Source organism: Aurantiacibacter gangjinensis, from assembly GCF_001886695.1.
GTDB lineage: Bacteria > Pseudomonadota > Alphaproteobacteria > Sphingomonadales > Sphingomonadaceae > Alteraurantiacibacter > Alteraurantiacibacter gangjinensis.
Genome location: NZ_CP018097.1, coordinates 574631 through 600399 on the forward strand (window position 1 = coordinate 574631; position 25769 = coordinate 600399).

Below are 25769 nucleotides of genomic sequence, written 5' to 3' on the forward strand. Positions count from 1 at the left end.
GTCAGGCGCATTCGCGGCAAACGCCGCGCAATTCCACCACCGGGCGCACGCGCGAATAGCCGTGGTTCTTGCCCGCATCGCGCAAGGCATTCGTCACCTTGTCGTCGTCGAAGTGCTCTGCCTGTCCGCATTCGTCGCAAATCACGAAAACGCAATCGTGTCGGCACCCCGGATGGGTGTTGGCAAGATAGGCGTTGGCGCTCTCGATACGATTGGCCAGATTGGTCCGCACGAAAAGGTCGAGAATGCGATAGACGCTATTGGCCGCCACGCGCTTGCCGCGACTGTTGCCGACAATTTCGGCCACATCGTAAGCTGAAAGAGGCCGCTCGTGCTCGGCCAGAGCGCGAAACACGTCTTCGCGCATCGAAGTCCATTGTTCGCCGGCATCGGTCAGCACCTTGCCGGCTTCATCGACGAGCGCATCGCCCGAATGTTCATGGTGGGAATGGGTTGCCATGCGCCCCTACATAGGCGCGCATGGCGGTAGCGGCAATGCAGGCCGGTGCGCGCGGCTATCCGGTGCGGAAACGCGAGCGGTAAAGGCCGGGAAAGTTCTCGCGCAATGCCTCCACCTTCGGGGCATCCCAGCGGCGGATGTACCCACTGTTGGGATTATTCAGCATATAATCCTGGTGGTAATCTTCTGCCGGGTAGAAGCGGCGATAATCCTCGATACGCGCACGGATCGGATCGTCCCATACGCCCGAGCGGCCCATCTGGCGCAGATAGGCGGTGGCGACGGCGCGCTGTTCGGTGGTGGTCGGCACGATGGCCGTGCGATAATGCGCGCCGCGATCGGGGCCCTGGCGATTGTGCAGCGTGGGGTCGGCGCCGACCGAGAACAGGATTTGCAGCAGCTGGTCGTAACGCACGATGGAAGGATCGTAGGTGACGCGCACGCTTTCCGCATGATCTGTCAGGCCCGTTGTCACCTGCCGGTAATTAGCCGTGTTGGCGGTGCCGCCGTGGTAACCCGATACGGCGCTCGTCACACCGCGCGTGTGGCTGAAAATTCCTTCGATGCCCCAGAAGCATCCGCCTGCGAAAATCGCCGTCTGCAAGCCTGTCTCGCTCGCCTGTCGCGCGGCGACTGGCGCATCGAATACCTCTTCCGCAGAGGCCACGGTCGACATGGCAAGCGCCGCCAGACCAAGCGATCCGGCAGCGATCAGCGATTTGAAGGACATATCAGGCTCCCGCGAGTTCCGGGAGGATATTCGCTGCCAGGATCACTGCGGTTACAAGAAAGCCCGCGAAGAAGGAGCGATAGAGTTCGGCGTTGAAGAGTTCCATAAGTGTGTCTCGGTCGGAAAGGTCGTGTCTGTCTTTGAGTTCGCCTCAATGTAGGGACCGGTTACTTTCGACCCACTGAACCTGATGCTTTCTCATCGTTCAGGAAGCACCATTCGCCGATTGGCGTTAAGGTCGGGTTAGCGATGTTCGCGAAAATGGCCCTGCGGCACAGCGCCGCGCACGGCCTCAGTGATTGAAGTGGCGCATACCGGTAAAGACCATAGCGATGCCCGCCTCGTCCGCCGCCGCGATTACTTCCTCATCGCGCATTGAGCCGCCCGGCTGGATAACCATGGTTGCACCCGCCTCGACCGCCGAAAGCAGCCCGTCGGCGAATGGGAAGAAGGCGTCCGATGCGACGGCGCTGCCTTTGGTGCGCGGCGCATCCCAACCTGCCGCCTCGGCCGCTTCGGCGGCGCGCATGGCGGCGATGCGACTGGAATCGCGGCGGTTCATCTGTCCCGCGCCAATACCGGCGGTCACGCCGTTTTTCGCATAGACGATGGCGTTGGATTTGACGTGCTTGGCCACTTTCCATGCGAACAGCGCATCGGCGATTTCCGTGTCGCTCGGCTGGCGCTTGGTGACGACTTTCAGATTTTCCGCAGTGACCTGACCGTTATCGCGCGATTGCATCAGCAACCCGCCAGCAATGCTCTTGATCGAAAGACCGGGGCGCGCCGCGTCGGGGAGTTCGGGCAGCACCAGAAGGCGCAAGTTCTTCTTTGTCGCGAAAATGTCGCGCGCCTCGTCGGATACGCCGGGTGCGATCACGACTTCGGTGAAGATCTGCGTTATCGCCTCTGCCGTGGCGGCATCGAGCTCGCGATTGGTGGCGACAATGCCGCCGAAGGCAGACACAGGATCGCAGGCCAGCGCCTCCCGCCATGCCTCCAGCAAGGTGCCCGCCTGCGCCACGCCGCACGGATTGGCGTGCTTGACGATGACGATAGCCGGATCGCCGCCAGCAAACTCCGCCGCAAGTTCCAGCGCAGCGGCGGCATCGTTGTAATTGTTGTAGGACAGCGCCTTGCCTTGCAATTGCTCGGCCTGCGGGATGCCTGCGGTCGACGGGCCGCTGGGCACATAGATCGCGGCCTGCTGGTGAGGATTCTCACCATAACGCAACGTATCGCCGAGCGTGCTGGCCATGGTCAGAGACTGCGGGAATTGCTGTTGCTGGTCGGCAAAGGCGAACCAGCTTGAAATGGCCGCATCGTAAGCCGCGGTTGCAGCGAAAGCCTTGGCCGCCATGCGCTTCCTGAAATCGGGCGATGTCGCACCGTTGCGCTCGCCCAGCTCCGCTTCCAGCGCGCCGTAATCCGCAGGGTCGGTCATGATGGTGACAAAGGCGTGGTTTTTGGCGGCAGAGCGCACCATGCTCGGCCCGCCGATATCGATATTCTCAATAATCGTGTCGCGGTCCGCACCGCTAGCGACGGTCTGCACGAACGGGTAGAGATTGACCACGACCAGGTCGATCGCGCCGATATCGTGCGCTTCCATGGCAGCGGCATGCTCTGCATTGTCGCGCACCGCCAGCAATCCGCCATGGACCATCGGGTGCAGCGTCTTCACGCGGCCATCCATCATTTCGGGAAATTGCGTCAGGTCCGATACGTCGCGCACCACCATGCCGGCTTCGCGCAGGGCGCGCGCTGTGCCGCCGGTTGAGACCAGCTCGATACCCGCATTGAACAGTTTGGCGGCCAGTTCGACAATACCGGTCTTGTCGGACACCGAGATGAGTGCCCGCTTGATTGCAACGTCCGTAGTCACGTGAAGTCTATCCCATGCGTTTGAGCAGCCAGGCGAAATTGCCGCCGCCGCGAGAGGCGAGTCCCTGAATCACCAGCTGCTGTACCGGATGCGGACGGCCATTGCCATCGATCCAGATGCTTTCATCCAGCTCCAGCTTCTCCGCGCCCGTGGCGAATTGCCAAAGCGCCCCGTCGGGCAGGGAAAGGCTGGCGCTGCGCCCGCCTTCGCCAAGGCTCGCCTCGACATGGCGACCAAGGTGGAAGCGGATGGCATAGGGCACCATGCCCCGCTTGCCCTTGCGCCCGGAGGGCACCAGCACATCTTCGCCGCGCAATTCCAGTCCGTCGTCGCGCAGCATCAAGATGCGCTTGTGCAGCAGGCCGAAGCGCGAGGCGTAGCCATCATGGCTGGCCTCCACGCGCATGGCAGAGCCGTTCTCCAGCGCCACTTGCCGCGTGTCGATCTCGACCTCGCCGACGCCTGCGCCCAGCTTGCCGTCGATCAACACGGCGGTGGAGTTCGCATCGCCCAGCACCAGCGTCGAATGCGCTGCGGTCGCTCTCAGCCCCTTTTCGATACGCACGGGCACCTGCCCTCCGGCCAGCGCTGCGCCTCCGCAATTCACGATTAGGCGATTGTCGCCGTGGCTGAATTCGACCGCCAGCGTGGAGGCACAGCCATGGCGCGCATGCTTGCCAAAAGGCGGCGGCGCGCCGTCGACGATCAGCGTCGCCTTGCGCGCGGTGACACGCTGGTAACCCCAGCCGCTCGGGTCGGCCAGCGGGCGCGTGCGCACGCCGCTTGCCTCGATCAAGGCGCGTAGTCGGCTAGCTTTGACCGCGCCGGCTCCCTGCCAATTGCCCAGCCCGCCATCGCCATGCGCCAAAGCCAGCAGCGGCGGCACGAGCATTTGCAGCATCGTTCCGAGCATTCGGGGCGGCTCGCGCCCGCTCGCTTCGTAGCAGGCGCGAAGGTCGATCAGCGCAGCGATGGCCTGCATCTGCGCATCGGGGCTTCGCGAAAGCACGCCGCCATCCTCGCCCACAGCCTCGCCCAGAGCCCGCACCAGACCAGCTTCGCCAAAGAGGCGGCGCGGCTTGCCCTCGGGCAGCAGCAATCCGGCAGCCGTGATGGCGCACCAGCCGATGACTTCGCCCAGCCTGTCCTCGGCCTTCGTTACCTTGCGGTCGAGCCAGCGGGCCGTTTGCGCCATGGCGTCGAGCGCGCGCTGGCGGAGCGCCTTGTCCTGTCCGGACAGGAGCAGCGGAGCATGCACCAGCCAGCCCAGCAGGCGCAGCCCGGCATTCTCGACCTTCCACGCCGGACCCTTGCCGACCTTGCGGTTGGCATCGAGCCAGCATGCCATCAGCCGCTCTGCCACGCTGCGGCATTGCGGCAACGTGCCCGAGCTTTCGAGATCGCGCAGCCAGGTAAAGCCGTGCACAACGCGCTCGACCGGCGGGCTGAGCGTGCCGAGCGGTCCCATATCGACTTGTGCAAATGGCGTCTTGACGCCGTAGATGTAGAAATGGCCCGCCCGCAGCGCCATTCCGGCACTGCGATCGCCTGCCAGCGGCGTCTCGACAATCGCCAGAAGGCGCGGGCGCAGCGGCTTTTGGAAAGGCGCGACGATCGTGCTGCCCGGCACACCCAGCGCATAGGCGGCGCGCATCATCCGTTCGCCCAGATCGGTGGAGGGTGCACTGAAATCGGTAACGACGAGCGCGCGGTTCGTGGCAAGGACGGCAGGTTCGTCCGGCTCCTGCTCGCCTGCATCCTTGTGCTGGACGACCAGCGCCTCTTCGGGCGCGGGATCGAGCGGGATGGCAAGCTGACCTGCATCTTCCAGCGCCTCTTGCGAGGTTCTGCCAGAGAGCTTGGTCATCTCCGCAGTCACCCGCTTTCACCCTTTAGCGCGGCGATATTGGCGGCGTAGCAGTCCGGCCCACCCTTGAAGGTGGCGCTGCCCGCCACCAGCACATCGGCCCCTGCGTCGACGCACAGTTTGGCCGTCTCGGCATTCACGCCGCCATCCACCTCGATCATCACATCGAGGCCGGCCTTGTCGATCATGCGGCGCACCGCCTCGATCTTGCGCAGCTGCGAATGGATGAAGCTCTGCCCGCCGAACCCGGGATTGACACTCATGATGAGCACCAGGTCAATTTCTTCGAGCAGGTAATCGAGCATTTTCGCTGGCGTTGCAGGATTGAGCGAAATACCCGCTTTCGCGCCTGCCGCCTTCACCGCCTGCACCGTGCGGTGCACATGCGCGCCCGCCTCCGGGTGGACGGTGATGATATCGGCACCGGCATCGGCGAACTCGTCGATCCACACATCGACAGGCGACACCATCAGGTGAACGTCCATGACCTTGTCGGTATGCGGCCGCAGCGCCTTGACGACGGCGGGGCCGATGGTGAGGTTGGGCACATAATGCCCGTCCATCACATCGACATGCACCCAGTCGCAGCCCGCCGCATCGATGGCGCGCACTTCCTCGCCGAGCTTCGCGAAGTCGGCGGAGAGGATGGATGGCGAGATGAGGGGCCGTGTCATGGTCAACACCTGCCGTTAAAGATGCGCGAATCGCGCCACAAGCGGCGGCCCCCACGTTTTCCACCAATGCTGCATTGCGGCATATCTTCAGCCGCCGTTCAGTGCTTTTGCGCCACAAGGATGCGCAAATCGACGAAATTCGCGGGATTTCAGAGCGGTATTTGAAGGCTGTCGCAGCCCGAACATGCCGCATCTTGGCTCGCAAAGAGGGTAAACAGGGTCATGAAGAAGACAATTCTTTCAGTTTTGGGCATTGCTGCGCTCGCGTTCGGCCTCAGCGCGCCCGCCAATGCGCAGTTTCGCAACGAGCTACGCCATTCGGTCGCGCCGTGCCAGGGCAGCGGGCCTGCCGTCTGGGTCAATCTGACGGAGGTTTCTTCGTCCCGCGGCACGATCCGCGTGCAGCTGTATCCGGGTAATGGCGATGACTGGCTGGAGCGAGGCCGCTGGCTCAACCGCATCGAGGTTCCGGCCCGCGCCGGGTCGATGCAGGTGTGCATGCCGGTACCGCGGACGGGCGATTATGCCATCGCGGTACGCCACGATGTGAACGGCAACGGCCGGACCGATTTGCGCACCGATGGCGGCGGGATGTCGAACAATCCCAGCATCAATATTTTCAACCTCGGCCGCCCGAGCATCAATCGCACGCGCTTTTCCGTGGGTCGCGAAGTGCTGCCGATGACCATTCGCATGCGCTATATGTAAGTCAGGATCGGCGTTTCGCGCGCCATACCCTGAACAACACGCCGGGCGCCGAGAGGATGGGATGCTTCTCGCGCCACGGCGTGACTTCCACTTCCACCCCGGTGTGCCGCTGGACTTTCCAAGCGGCATAACGGCCAGCACCGTCGAATGTACGCGTGGCGCGCACCAGCCGCGCGATATTGAGCGCCTTGCCCAGCCGCCTGCGTGTGCGCCACCATTTGAGCACGGCCCGCCGCTCGTCATCGGGCATGGTGGGCGACAGCCCGTCCTTCTCACGCGCATAGTCGATGCCTGCCGCGTCGAGCGCGCATGGAAGAAGACCGGTGAAATGCGCTTCGTTCAGTTCCAGGATCGAGTTCTCGCGGCCGGGCTTTTCGACGCGCAATTCCGCGCGATAGGTCGCTTGGAACAGAGCGCGCCAATAGTCCCACTCGGCGCCGCTTGCGGGCCCGACGGCGATCGCCAGCCGCGCGGCGGTGACCGCAGCGTCGGTGATGGCGGCGCGCATTTGCCGCCTCGCATCATCGTCTCTCGTCCACACGAGCGCGCTCGGCTGCACGAAGCGCGCCCAGATGGTGGTGTCGAGACTATCGCCACGCGCAGCTTGCGCGAATTTGGCAAGCGTCATGGTGGCGATCTTGGCGCGCAGGCGCTGGCCGTCATGGTCCCATTCGCGATAGGACACGCGCGGCCACAGGCCTTTCTCGGCCGCGCCGTCGGTCAGCACATAGAAATCGATTACCCCTTCCAGCGATCCGGTGCGCAGGTTCGATCCGTAGAACAAGACAGCCAGCGTATCGGCTTCACCGGCCAGCCGGGCGGCAAAAGCGGTGACGGCCGGATCGACAGTGCGGGAGAGCGCCGCATCCACGCGCTCTGCAAGCGTCACGGGACGACGAAGCGCAGTTTCGGTCCGGCGGCGATGCGATAGCGGCCCGCCGGGAACGCCTCTCCGTCGAGGATAAAGGCATCCCCCAAATCCACTTCGATCGCGTTGCTGCCGAAGACGTGATAGCCGCGCCGCTGCGTCGCTGCGCTGGTCGTTCCGCGCGCAATCGCGCCGAAGCGCAGCAAGAGGCCGCGGCGGGGATTGTCGAATACGCCGACGCCCATGGGGCCACCCACCTTGCGGAACGGGTCCAGTCCGGCGGCGAAGCCTTCCAGGCTTGAAACCAGCAGCAGATAGCGCTCGTCTTCCGGCAAGCCGCCCCTGTGCGGCAGCAGGGAGCCGTCCTCCATGCGGATGCGCATCTTGCTGCCGCGACGCCATTCATTCGCAGCGCTGCCGAAGAAAGCCTGCAGCAGGCTCCACGCCGCCGTCAGCCCGACGACCGCCGCGTTGAAAGCGCCCAGCTTGTGGCTGCGCTGGCCGAGCGCGATGGCGCGGTTGAACACGCCTCCGCCCAGCACGAAGCCATGGACCTGCGCGCTCAAATCGTCGCGCTGCGCAATCACTAGCGGCTGCCGTCGTGCGAACGTGCCGCGCGCAACAGCGTCGATCGCATCGTCGAGCGAGAAATCGGCAGGCAAGCCGAGATCGTGCGCCAGCGCATTGGTCTTGCCACTGGGCAGCACGATGATAGCCGGCCAGCTCTCGCCGAAAATGCCCGCGCCGGCCGTCAGCACATCACGCACCGTGCCGTCGCCGCCATCGATGGCGATGCAATCGACACGTTTGGCCGCAAAATCGGATAGGATACCGTGCAATTCGCTTCGCTCGCGCGGCGTGGCGAGGATCACGTTTTCGCGGCGCTCATCTTCGAGGGCGCGCTGGTGGTTGCGATGGCTGCGGGCGTTTCTGATAAGTCCGATCAATGGGCTTCCCCGCACAGCCGCCGACGCCGATCCACTTGCACCACGGCTCGCCGCTTCGAGATGCGGCAGGCGCTCGAACAGGTGGATGGTGCCGGACATAATCTGCTCGCCTTACACATGGCCACGGGGCCTTTACTACGGTTTTCCTGCAACAGCGCGCAAACTGTAGCAGTGCAGCCACATCGCTGCGGCGACCTGTTGCATCTTCGCACTTGAAGCCGATGCGGTTACCGCGGGTTCAAGCCATAGCTGGTGTCGTATTGCCAGCTTGCAACCGCGCACATTTGGAGCGATTGCTGAAGCTCAAGAGAGGACTTGCCCGATGTTGACCGAAAACCTGCTCGCCGCTGCCCGCAACCACGAAGGCGAAATAACCGCCCTGCGCCGCGCCATCCATGCCGAGCCCGAACTGGGCCTTGAGACACCGCTAACGCTCGCCAAGGTGAAGGAAGCGCTGGCCGACCTGCCGCTGGAATGGCGCGTGGGCACGTCCTGCACCGGCGCCGTCGCAGTGCTGAAGGGTGGTCTCGACGGGCGCCGCGTGCTGCTGCGCGGCGACATGGATGCGCTGCCCATGCAGGAGCATACGGGCCTCGAATTCGCCTCGACCATCGACGGTCGCATGCATGCCTGCGGTCACGATGCGCACACCGCCATGCTGGCGGGGGCGGCACGCGTGCTGGCGGAGCGCAAGGACGATCTGGCCGGGGGAGTGTATTTCATGTTCCAGCCGGGCGAAGAAGGCTTCCACGGCGCGCGCTTCATGCTGGAGGATGGCCTGCTCGATCCTCTGCCCGATGCCGCATTTGCGCTGCATGTCTGGCCCAATGCGCCGCATGGCCGCGTGGAAGGTCGTGCGGGCGCGATGCTCGCTTCGGCAGACCAGATTGATATCGTGGTGCGCGGCAAAGGCGGGCATGCATCCATGCCGTACGATACGGTCGATCCGATTCCGGTGGCTTCGGAAATCGTGCTGGCGCTGCAAAGCATGGTGACGCGCCGTTTCAATGCCGCCGAGGCGACCGTGCTTTCCATCACCCGTATGGCGGGCGGCACCACGCACAATGTCGTGCCCGACACGGTGGAGCTGATGGGCACGATCCGCACGCTTTCGCCCGAACGCCGACGGGCCGTGCGCGAACTGGCAGAGCGAACCGCGATGAACATCGCGCAGGCTCACGGCTGCGAGGCGGAGGTAACCATTACCGAGGGCTTCCCCGCCACCATCAATGATGGCCGCGCCGTGGAAATCGGCGCGCAGGTCGCGCGCGCGCTGGGCGGCGATGAGAGCTGGGATTATCGCCCGCACCCCACGATGGGCGCGGAAGATTTCTCCTACGTGCTGGAAAAAGTACCGGGCGCGATGTTCTTCATCGGCGCGGCCGCGGAAGGGGTCGACTGGCAGGGCTGCTGCGGCCTCCATTCCAGCAAGATGGTGCTGGATGAAAGCGTAATGCCGCGCGGCAGCGCCTTCCTTGCGGGCTGTGCTCTGCAATTTTTGCAGCAGGAATGGGCAGCTGCCTGAAAGGGCCGTCCGCCTATGGTTAACATTTCGACAACCTCTTGCCCGTAAGCCGAGCCTGTAACGCCTTCTAGAAACAGGGATGCGCAGGCACGTGAAGCACGAAAAAATCGAAGTTGCAGCCGATCCTTCATTAATCGACGCCGTCGCCCGCTCTTGCGGTGAAGTGACCGTGGGGTGCGTCGATGTCGGCGGCCTGGTCGAGGAGATCATGACGACCGCGGCCGACATGAAGGAACGCCGCCAGCATCTCGAGCAGGTGATCGCCGAGCTATCCAACGACCAAAAGCGCGTGACCGATGCCAGCGACGAGGCGCGGCTGCTGTCCGAGCATGCCCGCGACGACTTGCGCAACAGCACCGCCTTCATTCGCGACAGCGTGGATGAGTTCTCCGACCTGACCGACCTGATCGTGGCATTGTCCGAGCATATCACCGGCTTTGCAGGCGCGATGGAACAGGTGCGCCGCGTGTCGCAGACGATCGACACGATCGCGGAAACCACGAACATGTTGGCGCTCAATGCCGCCATCGAAGCGCACCGCGCCGGGGATGCCGGGCGAACTTTCGCGGTCGTCGCGCAAGAAGTGAAAAAGCTGGCGCAGGATACGCGCATCGCCACGGACGAGATCGCCAGCACGGTGGATTCGCTTGGCGGCGAAGCGGAAACGCTCGTCACCAAGATCAGCACTGGCGTGGAAAAGGGCAAGCAGGCCCAGCAGAATTTCGCCCGCGTGGACGAGACGGTGAATGGAATCTCCACTTTCGTCGACCGGATCGATGAGCAGAATGCGGGCATTGCCCAAAGCACAGCTGCCATCCAGTCCCGGGTCGAAGAAGTGCGAAAGGCGCTGGAAGACTTCGCCGACGGATCGCGGCAGAGCGGCCATAACCTCGAGGCAGTCAAAACCCGTGTCGGCGAGCTCGAATTGCTGTCGATGGACATGTTCGATCAGCTCGTGCGCAGCGGCTTCGCGGCAGCGGACCTGGAATTCGTGCAGATCGCCATGGATGGTCGCGACGAAATGGTCGCCCGCGTCGAGGAAGCCCTGGATGCCGGCACACTCACCGAGGAGCAGGTGTTCGACCGCGACTATCGCGAGATCCCCGGCTCCAAACCCACCCGCTACGATAACAGCTTCACTGATTTCGCAGACCGTGTGGTGCAACCCATTCTTGATGAGCGGATCGCCTCGCGGACGGAAGTCCTGTCCTGCGTGGCCTCCAATCAGGATGGCTATTTGCCGACGCATAACTCGGAACGTTCGCAGGCCCCTAATGGCGACCCGGTGCATGACGACAAATATTGCCGCAATCGCCGCATCGTGCTCGACAGTGTGACGCAGGCCGCCATCGACAAGAAAGACCTACCCTTCAGCGCCAGCTGCTACCGCTACGTGCAAACGGGCGACAGCAAGTCACTGGCAGGCAAAAACATCTTCGTGCCCGTCTATGTAAAGGGCAAATACTGGGGCAATTTCGAGATTTTCTACCTCGACTAAACGCTTGCCAGCCAACGCTGGCGTTCGGCGCTTATATCGGAAAGGCGGGACCCGCGGATAAGCGGGCCCCGCCTTTTTCTGTTCACGGTCTGCGTGCGGACAGTTCGTGCGATATACAAACACAGAAGCAGCGATGGATTGCGAACTGGCCGAGCGGGCGGAGCCGGCGGTCAATTGATCGCGGCGAGTTTCCGCTGCGCGCCGATCTGCAGGTCGAAATGGCGCTGGATTTCCTCAGGCGGCAGTGCCTTGTAGTAAAGCCAGCCCTGGATCTGGTCGCATCCGGCAGAGCGTACCAGCGTGGCCTGCTCTTCCGTCTCTACGCCTTCCGCCGTCACGTCCATCTTCAGCGCGCGCGCCATGCTGATGCTGGAAAGCATCATCGCACGAGAGCCTTCATCGGCCTGCGCATCGGTGACGAGCGACCGGTCGAGCTTCAGCTTCTCGAAGCGGAACTGTCGCAGGAAACCGATGGAGGCATAGCCGGTGCCGAAATCGTCGAGCGATACATTCACGCCGAAGCCGCGAATGACATCGAGGCTGCGCTCGGCCTGCACCGGATCGTTGACCAGGCACGTTTCCGTGACCTCCAGCTCCAACCGCTCGGCCGGAAAGCCCGTTTCCTCGAGGATTTGCCCTAGCAATATGGGAAATTCCACGTCGCGAAGCTGGACCGCGGAAATATTGACCGACAATTTCAGATCGCCCCAGCCCAGCGCTTCCTCGCAGGCACGGCGGAGAACCCAGATGCCGATGGCGTTGATCAGGCCCGATTCCTCGGCCACCGGCACGAAGATATGCGGGCCGACGGGGCCATCGGGCCGCGCATCCCACCGCAGCAGGCACTCCACGGCGACGATATCGCCGGTCTTTGCGCTCACCAGCGGCTGGTAGGCGACGTTGAATTCGTCATTCGCCAGGGCGGCGCGCATTTCGGCATCGAGATCGCGCATCTGCTCTCGATTGCGGTCGAGCTCCGACTTGTACCAGGTGCAGCGCATTTTGCCGCATGCTTTGGAGGCATACATCGCCACATCGCTGCGACGCATCGCTTCGCCCGAAGAGATACGGTCCGGCCCCTTGCTGGAGGTGATGCCGATGCTGGCACCGATCATGATGCGGCGATCCTGCACTTCGATGGGCTTGCGGAACTGGTCGATGAAGGCGCGGCTTATGCCTTCCACCAATGTTCCCGCCAAGGGACCGATCATGCAGATTGCAAATTCGTCACCGCCGAGGCGAAAGGCGTGCGCTTCCCTGCCGCAATGATCGAGCAGGATTTCGGCACAACGCTTGATAACCTCGTCGCCCACGGCATGGCCGTAATGGTCGTTTACCGACTTGAACCCGTCGAGATCGATGATGGCGACGGCCAGTTCTTCCTGCGTCGCTTTGTGGTTCTGCACAAAGGCGTGCAGCGCGCGGCGATTGGGCAGCTTGCTGAGGCTGTCGGTGAGACTCCAGCGCTCAAGCCGGCGGATATGCGAAAGGCCGATATGGGCGAGAAGGGCCGTGGCTGCGGCATAGGTCAGGATACCGCCGACAATAAGCGGCGATGTGATCGAGACCTGCATGGAATCGTTGATGATGAGCAAACCGGCCACGCAGCCGACGATCAGGCTGAGTACGACAAGCGGCGCAAACACGAAGCCTTGCGAGCCCAAGCTGGATGTCTTGATTTTCCTGAGCAATGGCGGTCCCTTCATCGAACCGCCTTACGTGGCACCGCCTAAATATCGGTTAACCGAGACTTCCGCTTGCTTTTGAATGCCTTGCTATCGTGGTGGCCGGCGCGATTCAGGCACGCAGATCCGTGTCCGTCCGGCGGTAAAGATTGATGCCGTTGCGCACCGATTTGAGCGGGCTGGCCTTGTCAGCAATCGTCTCGCCCGCGCCAAGCATCAGCCAGCCGGCGGGATCGAGCCTTTCGACAAGGCGGCCCAGCACTTTCTGGCGCGTCGGCTCGTCGAAATAGAGCAGCACGTTGCGGCACAGGATCAGGTCGTATTGCGCGCTGCCGCCGAGCGGCTCGAGCAAGTTGTGCACGCGGAACTGGGTCATCTGGCGAAGCGCATCATTGGCTTCCCATCCCGTCGGCGTTTCGGTGAAATGCGCCAGCATCTGCGCTACGGAAAGACCGCGCTGCACCTCGAATTGCGAATATACGGCAGAGCGGGCGGAGTTGATTGCGCTTTGCGACACATCCACGCCGTCGATCGAGATCGTCCAGTCGGCCCAGCGCGAGCGCTGGTCCTGGAACAGCATGGCGAGCGACAGCGCTTCCTGCCCGGTGGAACAGCCTGCACACAGGATCGAGATGCTTTTGGCAATCGCCTTGCGCTCGGCAATGCGGGGCAGGACCTTGGTCGCCAGCTGGTCGAACATGGCGCGGTCGCGGAAGAAATATGTTTCGTTGTTCAAAAGAGCCTCGACAACCTGTTGAGACAAGATCGCGTGATCGGGCGCATCCAGCAGGCAGACCAGCTGGTCGATGTTGGAAATGCCCTTCTCGCGGAAGATGCCGGACAAGGCCGTGCCGATGCGCCAGCTGCGCCCCTGCGTCAGTTCCTGCCCGGTCCGGCTTTCCAGCAGCTTTGCTATGAACCGCTCGGATTCGGTTACCATGCTCACGCGGCTAATATCCTTCTCGCTGCGACCCATTTCGCCAGTTCTACCGGCGATGCGATTTGTGATGCGATGCCCGCTTCGGCGATGCCGCGAGGCATGCCCCACACGGCGCACGTTTCGGGGCATTCGGCCAGCATGATGCCACCCTTGTCGACCACTTGCTGGCCGCCGATGCTGCCATCGCGGCCCATGCCCGACAGGACGACGCCGATCAGTTCGCCATCCAGCGCGTCTGCCAGAGAGGCCAGCATCGGATCGACCGACGGGCAGCAGCCGCTGGGCGCGCTCTCATATGTAATCTGAACCACTACCTTATCGCGTTTCTTCACGAAGGTGACGTGGCCATCGCCTGGCGCCACCAGCACCTCGCCCGGTACCAGCGTCATACCGTCTTCGGCGATGCGGGTGGGGCGGCCGGCCGCGATCTGCACCTGGCTGGCGAAGATCGGCACGAAAGATGTCGGCAAATGCTGGGTGATGACGATGGGCGCGGGGTAGTCGCGCGGCAACTGGCCGAGGAACTGGCAGAGCGAATGGATGCCGCCCGTCGAACCGCCGATGGCGAGGCAGCGCACGCTCGTTTTCGGCGCCTTGCGGATGGCCGGGACAGCATCGGCACGCGCAGGGCGCGCTGCACGCCCCTTCACGATCCCGCTGGCAAGCGCGCGGATACGGTCCGCCAGCTCGGCACGATAGGCCGAATTGAAATGTCCCGGCTCTGGCTTTTGCACCGTATCGGCAGCGCCCATGGAAAGAGCGGCAATGGTCACTTCCGCGCCTTTGGCCGTAAGTGCGGAAACCACCAGCACCTGTGCATCGCCCGCTTCCTCGAGGATTGCCGGTAGGCCGGCAAGGCCGCCAATGCCCGGCATCTCGAGGTCCAGCAGGATGACATCGACATCCACGCCTTTCAGCGCTTCGATTGCCTGCTCAGCCGTATTGGCCGTTGCGGCCAATGTAAGGTCCGGCGCCTTGTCGATAATCTTGCACAGCACCGTGCGGGCCGTGAGCGAATCGTCCACGACCATCACGCGAATGGGCTGCGCGCCGGGACGCGCGCTATCGGGCGCAAGATTACGGGAAGGGCGGGAAGCCATCACGGGTTTGCGCCTTACTCGAAGCCGATCAGCTGCAGCTTGAGCTCGAGCGTTTCGTGATCGAAGGGCTTCATCACATATTCGTTCGCACCCGCGCTCATCGCCTCGCGAATGTGGTCGACATCGTTCTCGGTGGTGCAGAACACGACCTTGGGCTCGCCGCCATCGGGGCGCGCGCGCAGTTCTTTCAGGAATTCGATGCCGTTCATCACCGGCATGTTCCAGTCGAGCAGGATTAGGTCGGGCTTCGCTTCGTCGAAGCGACGCAGGCCTTCCATCCCGTTTTCGGCATCGGACACCTCGAAGCCGAGGGATTCCAGAATATGGCGCGAGACCTTCCGGATCACGCTTGAATCATCAACAATCAGACATGTGTTGGCCATTTGGTGGCGCTCCAATTTGCGACGGCTTTGTTTTGTTATTGTGAGCCTGGTTGGGTGGAATGACTTAAGCCGTTACAGGCTCAGCGTTGATAAAGGGTTCAACCCGCAGCAGAAGGGCGGAGCCGATCTCGGTATCGACAACGCCGGCGGCGACGCGGGTCCAGGCTTTGCCTACCCCGCCCAGCACCTGCTCGGGTGCACCGCGCGCTTCGACGACATCTTCGACATCGTCCAGCAGCAGCGCATAGTGGTGGCCGTTATGCTTGATGACGGCGGCCTGGCGTACGCCGGATGAGGCGTCACTCGACTCTTCCTCGCCCAGCACGCGGGCGCAGTTGATCACGGTCAGCGCCTGGCTTCGCAGGGTGGACAGGCCTTCGACATGGTCCGGCGCGCGCGGCACCGGCGTGATCCGCTCGATTTCCACGATGGATTCGATCTCGCGCGCGATCAGGGCGACGCGGCGACCTGCAAGGCTGGCGATCAGGATGGGGTCGTTCATGCCACTGTCCTCCTTCCGGATTTGAGGGCGTTCACCAGCGCCTCACGGTCGTAGCGATAGACGTTGCGTTCACCATCGGTCGGCGCTTCGCGATCGGATTGCAACTGGATCACCTGCGCGGCCCGCAGGCTGTCCTGCGATGCCTCGTCCAGAGCGATGGCAATGTCGGCATCTTCCTCTGCGTCGACATCGATTACGCGGTAACCGGCAGCTTCGACAAGCGGATGCAGGATAGCGCGCGCCCACTGGTCGCTCAGGTCGATCCGGCAGGTCGCCTTCTGCGCGCTTTCCGATGGCCGACCGCTCTGCGCGAATAGCCAATGACAATCGAGCATTTCGACCGCGCGGCCATCGAGCAGGGCAACGCCTTCCACTTCGCCGCTGGCCTTGTCGGTCATCACCGTGCCATCGAGCGCCACGGTGTCGAGCACCCTGTCGATCAGATAGCCGATCTCCGTCTCGCCATCGCCCAGCAGCAGGACGTTTGCCTGCCCTTCGGGCAATTCGCCATGATTGGCGCCGCAGAGCGGGACGATCACATCGTTCAGCACGAATTGCGGATCCGCAGCATCGAGGCGGAACGCGTCGCTCGGCACTTTGGTGATGCGATTGACCGAATCCATGCGCACCAGCCGCTGGCGACCGTCGAGGGTGGCAAACAGAACTGCGGGAATTTTCGGACGCTCGGCTTCCTGCTGCGTAGCCTCGTCCTCGAAGACGCGGCGCTTCTTGATGATGTCGCTGAGCAGGCCTTGCTGAATGGAAATGCCAGCGATGTGCAGCATCAGGACAAGGCTGCCATCGTCCAGCAGCGATGCACCGGTGTAGAGATTGGATTGCATGACCACATCGGCCAGCGGTTTCACTACGAGGTCTTCATGGCTCAGCACCTGGTCCACGACCAGCGCGAACAGGTCGCCGCTGGCAATCTTGATGATGAGCAGGTCGGTATCGCGACCCTGCTCGCCGTCGATCTCCAGCGCGCCTGCCAGCGAACAGCAGCGCAGTTTCTCGCCGCGATATTCCACGAGGCGGGAGGCACCTGCAGTGGAAAATTCCAGCTTCTCCGACCGTGAGCTGACGATCTCCTCGACATAGGATCGCGGAACACCGAACCGGTGATCGCCCACCTGTACGGTCAGCGACGGCACGATGCTGAGCGTGGCGGGCAGCGACACGAACAGCCGCGTGCCTTCGCCCAGCTCGCTGGTCACCGAAATCTCGCCGCCCAACCGCTCGATGTTCGCGCGCACGACATCCATGCCGACGCCGCGACCCGACACCGAAGTCACTTTCGCTGCGGTGGAAATGCCGGGCTCGAAAATCAGCTCCAGCTTGGCGGCCTGCGACATGGCCTGCACTTCCTCGGCAGTGGCGATGCCGGCATCGACCGCTTTCTTGCCAAGCCGGTCCGTATCGATGCCCGCGCCATCATCGACGATGGCAATGCTGATGCGATTGCCCGTCTGGCGGGTGAAAATCTCGATCGAGCCGGTCTCGGCCTTGCCCGCCTTCTTGCGCGCGTCGGGCATCTCGATTCCGTGATCGATAGCATTGCGCAGGATATGCACGATGGGATCGCGCACCAGCTCGATGACTTCGCGATCCAGTTCGACCTGGCCGCCTTCGACTTCCAGCGACACTTTCTTGCCCAGTTCGGCGGAAAGGTCGCGCACGAGGCGCGGCAGCGGGCCATAAAGGTGATCCAGCCGGTGCATCCGCATTTGCGAGATATCCTCGCGCAGGTTCTCGATAATGCCGCTGAGCCGGTCGAAGGTGGAGCCGATCTGCGCCGCGACTTCGGCTTCGCGAAGGTGGCGGCCCAATTCGTTGCGCACCAGCACGATGTCGGAAATGCCAGCCATCACGCGGTCCAGCAAATTGACCGGCAACCGGATGGAGCGCGCGGCGGGCACAGCCTCCGCTTTCTTGTCCTCATTCTCCGGTTTGGCTGGAGCAGTCTCGGCAGCGGGCCCGGAAACGGTATTGGCATCGAAAGCGGCAATAAGGTCTGCATCGGACCCCGCCGGGATCTCGCCGCCTGCTTCCAGCGTGTCGACCATCTCACCGATCCGGTCGATGACGGCAAAAATCGCGTCCACCAGCTTTGCGTCGGTCTGCCGCTTGCCGCCACGAACATCGGCCAGCGCGCTTTCGGCAGCATGGCTGAGCGCGGCGAGGCGCGGCAGGTCGAAAAAGCCGCAATTGCCCTTTACCGTGTGAACGAAGCGGAAAATCCCATCCAGCTTGGCGCGGTCGGCGGGGTCCGCTTCCCACGCCACCAGCTCCTCCTGCACGGCCTCGAGCATCTCGCGCGTTTCGGCAATAAATTCTGCGAGCAGATCGTCCATATGTTCCAACCTGTGAATGTCAGATGGCAGACATGGCCGATCATGGTTGACGAAGCGTTAAGTCAAGGATGCGGCGATTAAGTATTTTTGCTGCCGACGGCTTTTCGAAAAGATGATGGCGGGACCGACACGATTGCTCCGCCGCTCGCGCGGCTACGCCGTCTGCACTTCGCTCCGACTGCGAACGAGGTTCGCCGCGTCATAATCCTCTACAAGAAATAGCTGGCAGGAAAGACGGCTCGGTTTAGGGCCCGAGAGGATCGTCTGATCATGGTGGCGGCAATGGAGATGCGACGCGGATCGAATCATACATTCCCGTTTCTCGCGCGCGCAGCAAAGCCGCGATCCGACCGATGTACCGCAGAAGCGGATCGCCGAGATTGGCTGGCAAAGTGCGGACTCGCCGATCAGTTTATGGTTGATGGTGGTTCAGACTGCGAGAGGGGATTTCGACGCGGTCGTCGACAGAGCGAAGGACGACGCGATGGGTCGCTGCTTGCCTCCCTATATTCGCGCCATCAGGGGTCGATGAAGCGAGAAAGGTAGCGACCATGTCGCTTGTCGCCGCGAGCATGTTCTCACCGTCGACGGCGCCGAGGAGCGGGTTGGGCGCCAGAGTCTTTAGGACAGGCGAGGCCAGGGCGAAGTCTGTAAAATCCATATGGCTGGCCCCCTCGACCTCGCGATAGATGACGTTCGTCGGAAACGGACGTCCGGCTTCTCGATACATCGTGCCATTGAGCGCCGGCACATTGCCGCGATCCGACATCAGCACCAGGAGGGGTTTGGAATAATGGACGCCGAAGAAGTCGCCGAACTGGAAACCGTCGAGGTTGATTGCCTTGCCGCACGGATCGATCTCGGCGCAAGCCTGCGCCGCAACAGCGCCTCCCAGAGACATTCCCACGATGGACAGGCGTGAGAGATCGAAATCGATCTCGAGTCCGGGGATGCCGCGCTGCTCAAGCGCCTCGACGACCAGTTCCACATCGGCGACCTGACCCCGAAGCGTGGCGTCGGCACCGCGCATCTCGCGCAGAGCTTCTGCGATTGCGCTGCGTTGGGCTGCCGCGTCCGTCGCAGTGGTAGCGCGGGTAAGTGCTTCGACGCCGCGCTCGTCGGCCAGAAGCGAATCGTTGGCAAACCCGACGACCCTTCCGTCGGGATAGGCGAGCGCACTCGCGTCGCCAGGCGAACCGATCGATATGACGACATAGCCACGAGACGCCAGATCCTGGGCGAGCACGGTGCTTTGCGTCGTGAAGGATCGGAAACCCGGCACGAAAAGAACAACCGGCGCCTGCTCGATGCCGTCGAGAAACGGCGCATTTGTCTGACTCTGGGTTTCTATCAGGCTCAGGTGACCGAATATGAAGGTCGGCATGGTGCCTGACACCATCCCGTCAGCGACTGCGGGATCCATCAGAGGCGCTCGCTCTTTGTCCGTCGCGTCGGTCGGATACCACACCTGCAGGGACAATTCGCGATTGCCGAAAGCCCCTTCTGCGGTTGGGTCCGGGCGGTCGGGATCGAGCAGTGAAAGCGTTTGCGTTCCGACCGCCTGTTCGCCCTGAGGTGCCGGAATGTCGAAGAGAGGAAAAAGCAGGGGCGGAAGAAACGCCACGACGAGGACCGACGTCGCCGCCGCACCTGCCAGGATCGAACGCCACCGACTTCGATCCTTCGGTTCACGCCACAAACGCCAGGCAGCCACGATTGCCGCCAGCACCGCGAGCATAAGTGGAGCAATCAACTGCCAGCGCCACGGTTCGAAGACAAGGACGAGGACTATCGCAAGCGCGGCAAGCCCGATCGCTCCGATCAGCCACCTTCGCATCCCCTTTCTGGTCAGAGTTCGGGCGAATAGGAGACATATGCCGCTCGCTACTGCGAGTAGAATGATCGTGAAGGTCAAATGTCCTCCTCCATGGAGAGTATCCTGGGCTGCGCGGGATCTTCGACCAGGGGCCAGACGTCCGTATCGCGCCGCTCGTATCCGAGCTTATCGTAACGCGGCGATATCGCACCCGGCGTCGCCACGTAGAGAATTCGTTTGGCGATCGGTGCGAACCGGGAATGGAAGTGCTGGGTCGACTTCACGGCGACGCAGTGAATGTCCGAAAGCTCCACGCCGATACCCGTGAAGGCATCCGGAGCAAACACCTGAGCACGAAGCGAACAGATCACGATCGCAACACCCTGCACCTGGACGGCTGCACACCGTCCAAGCGACACACGCGATCCGCCGAGACCGGTCTGCCAGTGGCTTTCCTTCAGCTGAAGCACTGTAGCGCCCAACGCCAGCGGTTCGCCGCTTAGCTCCCCGTGTCGTCCTCCCAGCCGCAGCTCGACGACCTCGCCTTCTCCCGCCGCGAAGCAGGCCTCGACGGCTTCGGGGTCGTAGTAGCAACCACTCGCTGCCCTCGTCACCTCGCCTTCCAGCATCGCTGCGAGTAGAAAAGTGGAATCGGACGGAGCTCCGCCGCCTGCATTGTCCGAGACGTCGGCGAGGACGGTCAGTCCATCTTCGCCCGCTCGCGCAAAATCGATAGCCTTGTCGAGCGACACGTGCGGCATGGCGGACCTTCCGCGCATAGCGAAGAAGGCCTCGGCCAGCTCCAATGCCTGCGTTTCGGCGAGATCCCGGTCGGCATCGGCATAGACCAACGCTCTCGATCCGGCATGGGGTACGTCGCCCCAGGGAAAACCGTGGACGAGGGATGCGCTCACGACGTGCTCCTTATGCTCCACCTGCTTCATTTGCTCGACGAGAGACGTCATCGCTGGCTCGCTCGTCGGCCAAAGCCCTATCATGCGACAATCGGCCACGCCTGCGACAGGATCGATCCGACCCTCTACGATGTCGTGAACAAGGACATAGAGTTCGGCGGCACGCTCGACGATGTCGTCGTGCGGATAGTGCTTGTAGGCAACCAGCAGATCGCTCGCCGCGATCATGGCAGGCGTGAGATGCGCGTGCAGGTCCAGCAGTGCACCTACAGCCACACCCGGTCCCACGATCTCGCGCACTCGCGACAGCAGATCGCCTTCGCAATCTTCCGTCCCCTCCGCCGTCATCGCGCCATGCAGGTTGAGGAGCACGCAGTCGACAGGACCTGCAGCTCGAAGGTCGAAGAGGATATCGTCGCGGAGACCGACATATGTGTCGGCCAGGGCTGGGCCTGCCGGCTGAGCGAAGGCGGCGATGCTCTCGGTAACGCGGCATCCGCCGGCTTCGGCCCGCTCCCGCCAGTGCGTCATCGCGAGGACGTGCAGAGCCTCCGGCGCACGCACAGTCCCGTCACCACGGAAGAGCCCTTGCTCTTCGAAAGAGGTATCGTCGGTCGGTATTGGAGAGAAGGTGTTGGTTTCCGTCATCAGACCCGCGATGAAGACGTGTCCCATGTCGGCGTCCGGACTCACGCCGCCGTCTTCTTGCCAAGGCGATCCGGAGCCATTGTCGAGGCAAGCGCCCGCTCGCCGAGGTCTAGTTTTTCGCCGAGCAGGAGCCGCGCGCCTAGGTCGGACAAGGCGGGCGCGGTCTGTATCCCGTAGCCGCCTTGGCCTGCGAACCAGAAGAAATCGTCGACCCGCGGATCGAATCCGACGACCGGTGTCTTGTCTGGGGTGAAGGAGCGCAGGCCAGCCCAGCTCGACGCTATGCGCCGCACCGGGAAATCGAGCAGCGACTGCATCCGGTCGATTGCGATCGCAAGATCGAGTTCCTCAGGCGCTGCATCGCAAGCATCGGACGGGGTCTCGTCCGCCGGAGAGCAAAGGAGCTTCCCGCTCTCCGGCTTGAAGTAGAACTCCTCGGCAATGTCGATGACCGCAGGCCAGCTGGCCATCGCGGCTTGTGAGACCGCAGGCAGCGCATCGACCAGGGCGACCGTTCGACGATGCGGCACGATGCCCTTCGCGCGCACTCCGCAGTCCCGGGCGACCGCATCGGCCCAGGCACCTGCCGCGTCGACCAGAATCCTACAGTACAGACGCTCGTCGCCGAGCGCGAGTTTCCAACCGGCAGTAGCGCGCTGGATCTTCGGGAGGCGTCCGACGGAAAGGGCGACACCGCTTCGATTCGCCGCTCGGAGGAAACCGCCGTGCAGCGCGTCCACATCGATATCCATGGAACCGGGCTCGAACAGTCCGAAGGCGACAGCATCCTGCCGGAGCGGTGTCACCTTGGCGGCGATCTCCGTCGGTGAGAGGCGCATCATCTCGACGTCGCGCGCTTTAGCTACGTCGGCCAGGTCCTCCGCCTGCCCGACCTGTTTCGGTTTCACTGAATACAGACAACCGCGCGGGCTGAGCAGCGGACCGTTAAACGGGGAAGGTGGTAACTCGAAGAAGGTCCGTCCACGCCCAGTAAGCTCGCGAATGGTCGCGTTGCCATAGAGCTCGGTGAAGAGCGCAGCCGACCTTCCCGTGGTGTGATACCCTGGTGACGTCTCCATTTCTACGAGAAGGACGCGCGCCTTGTCAGCAAGTCGCGCCGCAATGGATGCCCCTGCTATTCCCGCTCCGATAACTGCTACGTCGTAGTCCAACAAACAACCCAACCTCCGATTGAAGTCAGGATACGTCGTTTCCTATAGGAAACAAGACTATTTCTCGGATGGGTCGCGCTCCGGCGCGTCCGAGCGAGGCGCAAACGACGGATTTCTGGGTTCCAAAGCCTCGTTGATCGTCTCCGCGGGAGCGCTGACGACAGCTAGCGTGCGGCATGTCCCATCGCCCACATTCAGGTAGGCATGGCCCATATCGCTATCGAGATAAACCGACTGTCCCGCATCGAGGGTGGCGGCCTCGTACAGTTCAGTGAGGACCTGAAGACGACCTTCCAATACGTAGAGGAACTCCTCGCCTTCATGGCGGACGAAGTCCCCGAACTCCTCGCGAGTACGTGCAGTGTGCTCGACGACGAGAGGGACCATCTTCTTGTTGAGTATCTCGGTGTTGAGATAGTGATAGACATAGTTGGACGTCTCGATCGTGCCCGCTGTCGCGTCCCCGCGATCGATACTCCGCCTCCCGGAGAAGCGTGTCTCGACCGGCGGCTTTTCGAAAAAGGTCGCGATGTCGACGCCCAGTCCCGTGGCAAGCGCCGCAAGCTTGTCGTAGGTCAGGGAGAGGCGTCCGTTCTCCGCCTTCGACAAGGCCGAGGTGGATATGCCGGTCATGCGAGCGACATCAGCAAGGCTCCAGCCGTTGCGCGAGCGCAAGGCGCGCAACGCCTCGCCCAATGGATTACGTTCGGTCGCTATCGCCGCCCCCTTCGTGGTGTGTCGATGCGATTTGATCGTGGCAAATCGGACGCATGTAAAGCCCGGGAAGACAAGCTGTCGAAAAATTTCCTATAGACAATCTCGTCCATTATGCGAAACATACGCCATGAATGGGAGGGAATGACATGAATAGCATAGTTCCACGCCGCCTGCTTGCCGCCGCCTCGCTTCCCGTAGTGGCCGTCGCCACTGCAGCTCAGGCACAGAGCGTGTCACCGGGCGAAAGCGCCTCTCAGGACGAGGTTGCGCCCGAAGACAGGGTCATCGTCGTTACCGCGCAGAAGCGCGAGCAGGACCTGACGGACGTGCCTGCATCGATCACCGTTTTCGATGGCGAGGCTCTCGAGAACATCGGCGCCGTCGACTTCGAGGACTATGCCAAATACATCCCGGGTCTAGGCGCATCTTCGCAGGGCGGACCGGGTCAACGCCAGCTCATCCTGCGCGGCGTCAATGCGGGCGACGATCCCGCCTCGACCGTGGGAGTATATGTCGACGAGGCGCCAGTGGGCTCGTCCACCTCGCTTGCGACCGGCGGGCGTCTGGGGTTCGAGCTCGTGCCGTTCGACATCGAACGGATCGAGGTTTTGCGCGGGCCGCAAGGAACCATCTACGGAGCGAGCACGCTGGGTGGTTTGCTCAAATACGTCACCCGCGCCCCCGATCTCGATGAATTCGAAGGGCGGGCCGACGCCAGCGTGTTTGCGGTCGACAACGGCGGACTCAACTACACGGCGAACGCAGCGCTCAACGTGCCGATTGCCGGCGTCGCCGGTCTGCGCTTCACCGGCTTCTACGCCAGGGACGACGGCTTCGTGGACAACGTCGTTACGGGGGTCGAAGACATAAATGGCAACGAGCGGTACGGCGGCCGAGCGCAGCTTCTCGTCGAACCAGGGCCGAACGTCTCGCTGCGCGCGGCTGCGCTATACCAGCGCACCGAACAGGACGACAGCGCGCTCGTGCGCTACGATTTCGCGACGGGCGAACCTGTCTTCGGCGAACTCGAGAACGACCGGACGGTCGCGGCGCAACTGACGCAGGACTTCCAGCAATATTCACTTACCGCCGACTTCGACTTCGGCTTCGCGACGCTGACCTCCGTTTCGGCGTATTCGGAACTTGAGACGCCGGCGATCGGTGACGCGACTGCCAGTTTCGGAGCCGCGTTCGGCTCCACCGCGGTCGCGCTGCTGCGCGCGGCGGAGACAGAAAAGTTCGTGCAGGAACTACGGCTCACATCGGCGTCGCGCGCAGACGGCATGCCGCTGGAATGGCAGGTCGGCCTGTTCTACACCGAAGAGGACAGTCTGAACGACCAGATTCTGACGGTGCGAGACGGTCCGTTCGTGCCGCTCAATCCGGCGGCGGTCGTCGAACTGCCGACGAGCTATGAGGAATTCGCCGTATTCGCGAACACCACAGTATTCTTTGGCGACCGCGTGTCGCTCAACCTGGGATTGCGTATCGCGGAGAACGAGCAGTCGTTCAGCCAGAGCACCAGCGGCCCCGCGGTCGGTCTGCCTCCTGGCGTCGTGTCGACGGTGACGAACGAGTCGAGCGACGGAACGGCGACCTTCGTCGTCGCGCCAAACTGGCAAATCACCGACGACGTGACCCTTTATGCCCGTGCCGCATCCGGATATAGGCCAGGTGGCCCGAATGCGATCCTGCCCGATCCCGCCAATCCAGGCGAAAGCCTCGTCCCGCTCACCTTCGATCCGGACACGCTGTGGAATTACGAGGCAGGGGTGAAAGGCAACTTCGGCAATTCCGGCACGTTCGGTCTGGCAGCGTTCCGCATCGACTGGGACGACATCCAGATCATCCAGATCGTGAACGGCGCCACATTCCGCGGGAACGGCGACACTGCCCGAAGCCAAGGCGTCGAGGCCGAAATCGCCTTCGAGCCGGTCGAAGGTCTGACGCTCGGCGGGAACGTCGTCTACACCGATGCCGAGCTTACTGCCGACACCGGGGTGGTCGTAGGCGGCCGCGACGGCGACCGTCTTCCGCTCGTTCCCGAATGGGCGGCTACCGCCTTCGCCGACTACACCTTCCCGCTTTCGGACACGATTATAGGCAATGTCGGTGCGACCGTCAGCTACACCGACGACCGGCGATCGGGCTTCCCTGCAAGTTTAACCAATCCGTCCTTCACGCTCGACGACTACCTCGTGGTGGATCTCAGGGCGAGCGTAGACTTCGACAGCTTCAGCGTCTCTGCGTTTGCCAAGAACCTCACGAACGAGATACCGCAGCTCGGCGCGACAAACGTAGGCGGTCGACTTGATGTCGCGGTAGGCCGTCCAAGGGCGTTCGGACTGCTCGTCGCGGCCGATTTCTGATGACGGTCCG

The 25769-nt window shown here is 62.8% G+C and carries 21 protein-coding genes; 4 read left to right on the forward strand and 17 right to left on the reverse strand.

Translation table 11 applies throughout. The features are described from left to right. Nucleotide 1: 1 nt before the first annotated feature. From BMF35_RS02785 to rpe, 5 genes are all read right to left on the reverse strand, one after another. Nucleotides 2–460: a Fur family transcriptional regulator gene (locus BMF35_RS02785; protein ID WP_047006822.1), complete on the reverse strand. Its 459-nt coding sequence runs from the start codon at nt 458–460 to the stop codon at nt 2–4. A gap of 55 nt (nt 461–515) precedes the next feature. Then, nucleotides 516–1190, reverse strand: coding sequence for a peptide-methionine (S)-S-oxide reductase MsrA (gene msrA / locus BMF35_RS02790; RefSeq protein ID WP_047006823.1), 675 nt, complete (start codon nt 1188–1190; stop codon nt 516–518). A gap of 292 nt (nt 1191–1482) precedes the next feature. Further along, nucleotides 1483–3075, reverse strand: coding sequence for a bifunctional phosphoribosylaminoimidazolecarboxamide formyltransferase/IMP cyclohydrolase (purH, locus tag BMF35_RS02795; RefSeq protein ID WP_047006824.1), 1593 nt, complete (start codon nt 3073–3075; stop codon nt 1483–1485). 7 nt (nt 3076–3082) lie between these two features. Continuing rightward, nucleotides 3083–4954, reverse strand: a complete 1872-nt coding sequence (locus BMF35_RS02800; protein WP_335622565.1) for a heparinase II/III family protein — start codon at nt 4952–4954, stop codon at nt 3083–3085. Further along, entirely contained in the window at nt 4951–5616 is a 666-nt protein-coding gene (rpe, locus tag BMF35_RS02805) for a ribulose-phosphate 3-epimerase (RefSeq protein WP_047006825.1), read from the reverse strand. Before rpe ends, BMF35_RS02800 begins: the two co-directional genes overlap by 4 nt. Nucleotides 5617–5838: 222 nt before the next feature. Between rpe and BMF35_RS02810 the strand changes: the two genes are divergently transcribed. Continuing rightward, nucleotides 5839–6324, forward strand: coding sequence for a DUF2141 domain-containing protein (locus tag BMF35_RS02810; RefSeq protein ID WP_047006826.1), 486 nt, complete (start codon nt 5839–5841; stop codon nt 6322–6324). Nucleotide 6325: 1 nt separating this feature from the next. Here BMF35_RS02810 and BMF35_RS02815 read toward each other — a convergent pair whose 3' ends face one another. Together BMF35_RS02815 and BMF35_RS02820 are read right to left on the reverse strand one after the other, a co-directional pair. Beyond that, entirely contained in the window at nt 6326–7213 is an 888-nt protein-coding gene (locus tag BMF35_RS02815; protein WP_047006827.1) for a hypothetical protein, read from the reverse strand. Next, a complete protein-coding gene (locus BMF35_RS02820; RefSeq protein WP_047006828.1) occupies nt 7210–8238 on the reverse strand; it encodes a diacylglycerol/lipid kinase family protein in 1029 nt (342 codons plus the stop codon). The genes BMF35_RS02815 and BMF35_RS02820 overlap by 4 nt, the downstream gene beginning before the upstream one ends. Nucleotides 8239–8461: 223 nt before the next feature. On the opposite strand from BMF35_RS02820, the gene BMF35_RS02825 reads away from it, so the two are divergent. Further along, nucleotides 8462–9664, forward strand: coding sequence for a M20 metallopeptidase family protein (locus tag BMF35_RS02825; RefSeq protein ID WP_047006829.1), 1203 nt, complete (start codon nt 8462–8464; stop codon nt 9662–9664). Between the two features lie 91 nt (nt 9665–9755). Then, nucleotides 9756–11162, forward strand: a complete 1407-nt coding sequence (locus tag BMF35_RS02830; protein WP_047007543.1) for a methyl-accepting chemotaxis protein — start codon at nt 9756–9758, stop codon at nt 11160–11162. 170 nt (nt 11163–11332) lie between these two features. Here the strand turns inward: BMF35_RS02830 and BMF35_RS02835 are convergent, their stop codons facing one another. From BMF35_RS02835 to BMF35_RS02880, 10 genes are all read right to left on the reverse strand, one after another. Next, complete coding sequence (locus tag BMF35_RS02835; protein ID WP_236781545.1) at nt 11333–12868, reverse strand: putative bifunctional diguanylate cyclase/phosphodiesterase; 1536 nt, start codon at nt 12866–12868, stop codon at nt 11333–11335. 91 nt (nt 12869–12959) lie between these two features. After that, on the reverse strand, nt 12960–13787 hold the full coding sequence (locus BMF35_RS02840; protein ID WP_052766039.1) for a CheR family methyltransferase: 828 nt from the start codon (nt 13785–13787) through the stop codon (nt 12960–12962). A 2-nt stretch (nt 13788–13789) separates the two neighbouring features. Next, nucleotides 13790–14887: a chemotaxis-specific protein-glutamate methyltransferase CheB gene (gene cheB / locus BMF35_RS02845; protein WP_236781546.1), complete on the reverse strand. Its 1098-nt coding sequence runs from the start codon at nt 14885–14887 to the stop codon at nt 13790–13792. Nucleotides 14888–14901: 14 nt separating this feature from the next. Next, nucleotides 14902–15270: a response regulator gene (locus tag BMF35_RS02850; protein WP_047006831.1), complete on the reverse strand. Its 369-nt coding sequence runs from the start codon at nt 15268–15270 to the stop codon at nt 14902–14904. A gap of 64 nt (nt 15271–15334) precedes the next feature. Next, nucleotides 15335–15772: a chemotaxis protein CheW gene (locus tag BMF35_RS02855; protein ID WP_047006832.1), complete on the reverse strand. Its 438-nt coding sequence runs from the start codon at nt 15770–15772 to the stop codon at nt 15335–15337. After that, nucleotides 15769–18123, reverse strand: coding sequence for a chemotaxis protein CheA (locus BMF35_RS02860; RefSeq protein ID WP_047006833.1), 2355 nt, complete (start codon nt 18121–18123; stop codon nt 15769–15771). Before BMF35_RS02860 ends, BMF35_RS02855 begins: the two co-directional genes overlap by 4 nt. Nucleotides 18124–18535: 412 nt before the next feature. Then, nucleotides 18536–20038, reverse strand: coding sequence for an alpha/beta hydrolase (locus tag BMF35_RS02865; protein WP_156172121.1), 1503 nt, complete (start codon nt 20036–20038; stop codon nt 18536–18538). Continuing rightward, nucleotides 20035–21528, reverse strand: a complete 1494-nt coding sequence (locus tag BMF35_RS02870) for a M81 family metallopeptidase (RefSeq protein WP_047006835.1) — start codon at nt 21526–21528, stop codon at nt 20035–20037. Before BMF35_RS02870 ends, BMF35_RS02865 begins: the two co-directional genes overlap by 4 nt. A gap of 14 nt (nt 21529–21542) precedes the next feature. Further along, nucleotides 21543–22673 (reverse strand): NAD(P)/FAD-dependent oxidoreductase, encoded by a 1131-nt coding sequence (locus BMF35_RS02875; RefSeq protein ID WP_047007546.1) that lies wholly within the window; start codon nt 22671–22673, stop codon nt 21543–21545. 57 nt (nt 22674–22730) lie between these two features. Next, nucleotides 22731–23369 (reverse strand): helix-turn-helix domain-containing protein, encoded by a 639-nt coding sequence (locus BMF35_RS02880; protein ID WP_082115671.1) that lies wholly within the window; start codon nt 23367–23369, stop codon nt 22731–22733. A 167-nt stretch (nt 23370–23536) separates the two neighbouring features. On the opposite strand from BMF35_RS02880, the gene BMF35_RS02885 reads away from it, so the two are divergent. Beyond that, nucleotides 23537–25759 (forward strand): TonB-dependent receptor, encoded by a 2223-nt coding sequence (locus BMF35_RS02885; protein WP_052766042.1) that lies wholly within the window; start codon nt 23537–23539, stop codon nt 25757–25759. The last annotated feature ends 10 nt before the right edge of the window (nt 25760–25769 follow it).

Bases quoted from the DNA above. Each gene is read 5' to 3' on its own strand.
- BMF35_RS02785 (WP_047006822.1), bottom strand. From the start codon at position 460: ATGGCAACCCATTCCCACCATGAACATTCGGGCGATGCGCTCGTCGAT.
- msrA (WP_047006823.1), bottom strand. From the start codon at position 1,190: ATGTCCTTCAAATCGCTGATCGCTGCCGGATCGCTTGGTCTGGCGGCG.
- rpe (WP_047006825.1), bottom strand. From the start codon at position 5,616: ATGACACGGCCCCTCATCTCGCCATCCATCCTCTCCGCCGACTTCGCG.
- BMF35_RS02810 (WP_047006826.1), top strand. From the start codon at position 5,839: ATGAAGAAGACAATTCTTTCAGTTTTGGGCATTGCTGCGCTCGCGTTC.
- BMF35_RS02820 (WP_047006828.1), bottom strand. From the start codon at position 8,238: ATGTCCGGCACCATCCACCTGTTCGAGCGCCTGCCGCATCTCGAAGCG.
- BMF35_RS02825 (WP_047006829.1), top strand. From the start codon at position 8,462: ATGTTGACCGAAAACCTGCTCGCCGCTGCCCGCAACCACGAAGGCGAA.
- BMF35_RS02835 (WP_236781545.1), bottom strand. From the start codon at position 12,868: ATGAAGGGACCGCCATTGCTCAGGAAAATCAAGACATCCAGCTTGGGC.
- BMF35_RS02840 (WP_052766039.1), bottom strand. From the start codon at position 13,787: ATGGTAACCGAATCCGAGCGGTTCATAGCAAAGCTGCTGGAAAGCCGG.
- cheB (WP_236781546.1), bottom strand. From the start codon at position 14,887: ATGGCTTCCCGCCCTTCCCGTAATCTTGCGCCCGATAGCGCGCGTCCC.
- BMF35_RS02850 (WP_047006831.1), bottom strand. From the start codon at position 15,270: ATGGCCAACACATGTCTGATTGTTGATGATTCAAGCGTGATCCGGAAG.
- BMF35_RS02855 (WP_047006832.1), bottom strand. From the start codon at position 15,772: ATGAACGACCCCATCCTGATCGCCAGCCTTGCAGGTCGCCGCGTCGCC.
- BMF35_RS02860 (WP_047006833.1), bottom strand. From the start codon at position 18,123: ATGGACGATCTGCTCGCAGAATTTATTGCCGAAACGCGCGAGATGCTC.
- BMF35_RS02870 (WP_047006835.1), bottom strand. From the start codon at position 21,528: ATGGGACACGTCTTCATCGCGGGTCTGATGACGGAAACCAACACCTTC.
- BMF35_RS02885 (WP_052766042.1), top strand. From the start codon at position 23,537: ATGAATAGCATAGTTCCACGCCGCCTGCTTGCCGCCGCCTCGCTTCCC.